This window comes from Streptomyces recifensis, from assembly GCF_002154615.1.
Taxonomy (GTDB): Bacteria; Actinomycetota; Actinomycetes; order Streptomycetales; family Streptomycetaceae; genus Streptomyces; species Streptomyces griseoluteus.
Genome location: NZ_MUNH01000605.1, coordinates 1 through 1,219 on the forward strand (window position 1 = coordinate 1; position 1,219 = coordinate 1,219).

Genomic DNA, 1,219 nt, shown 5'->3' on the forward strand with positions numbered 1-1,219 from the left:
CTCCAGCGCCACGTGCGCCCCGTTCGCGCGCACTGGTGCTCCTGTCCGCGCCGGGGCAGACTTCACCGCGTGGACCGGCCGCCGTGCGGGGGCCGGTGGACCGGTACGCGCGAGGGGGCGGTGCGGGATGGCGGAGCCGGAGTTCACGGCGAGAGGCGTGCGCATCGGCAAGGGGGTGCGCTCGCTGACACGGGCGGGCCGGGTCCGGGTCGGCGGCGGCAGGGTGGAGCTGCTCACCAGCGAGGGCAGCGAGATCGACAGCGCCCCCGTCGGGACCGTACGGGCCTCCAGACCGTGGTTCGCCCCACAGGGGCGGGCGCAGGCCGAGCTGAACGGCCGGCGCTACCAGCTCACGCTCACCGAGCGTGACTCCGCGCCCGGCGAGCCGGGGCCGCCCGCCGCCGGCCGGTTCGTCGAAGCAGTGCGCCGCGCGGCCGGCCGGGGTGGCTGACCTGCGGGCCACCGTGGCGAGTTGCGGGAGGGCGGGCACTGCGGCACGCTGATCTCACGTCACTCTGGGTTTACCGGAGGTAACGCTGCGGACCAGCCCGTCGGCCTCGACGGCGGCGGTCACAGGGACGTCGGCGCCCTCCCGGATTTCCGTTGTTCTCCGTGTTCCTCCGGTCAATCCGGACCTCACACCGGGGAGTCGCAGCCGTGATCAGTCACCCGAACAGGCACTGCACGGTGGAGCTCCAAGCCCTGCCGTCGCGGATCGGCCAGGTCCGCAGAATCGTATCTGCGCAGTTGCGCTACTGGCGTCTGGACCCCTTGATAGACCGGGCCGCGCTCGGTGTGACCGAGCTGCTGAGCAACGTCCACCGACATGCCCGGCCCGACAAGTCCTGCACCGTGGAGCTGGAGTTCCGGTCCGACCGGCTCACCGTCTCCGTCCGCGACCGCGATCCACGTCTTCCCGTGGTGGCCGACAGCGCGGGGGCGTCGGACGCCGGGCCCCTCGCGACCTGCGGGCGGGGGCTGGTGATGGTGGCCGCCGTCAGCGAGAGCTGGGGCTGCCGGCCGGACGGCGAGGACGGCAAGGTCGTGTGGTTCGCGCTGTCCGCGACCGCGGCCCCGCGTCCACCGGCGCCGAAGCCGCTCCGCGCGGCGGAGCGGCGGACCGAGCCCGCGCCACTCACCGTCCAGCCACCGGTCCGCGCACCCGAGCCGGTCGTGGTCCACGCCCCGGCGCCCGAGCCCTCGGTGGCTGGACGGTGAG

General features: G+C 74.5%; 2 protein-coding genes. Both read left to right on the forward strand.

Annotation, left to right across the window (positions count from 1 at the left end; genetic code table 11):
- The first annotated feature begins 127 nt into the window (after positions 1-127).
- The gene (locus tag CCN33_RS26925) at positions 128-451 is read left to right on the forward strand and encodes a hypothetical protein (RefSeq protein ID WP_086696041.1); all 324 of its coding nucleotides are present in this window, start codon (positions 128-130) and stop codon (positions 449-451) included.
- Positions 452-657: 206 nt separating this feature from the next.
- Positions 658-1,218, forward strand: a complete 561-nt coding sequence (locus CCN33_RS26930) for an ATP-binding protein (RefSeq protein ID WP_086696042.1) — start codon at positions 658-660, stop codon at positions 1,216-1,218.
- The last annotated feature ends 1 nt before the right edge of the window (position 1,219 follow it).

Excerpts from the sequence above, each read along its gene's own strand:
- CCN33_RS26925 (WP_086696041.1), top strand. The coding sequence starts at position 128 with ATGGCGGAGCCGGAGTTCACGGCGAGAGGCGTGCGCATCGGCAAGGGG.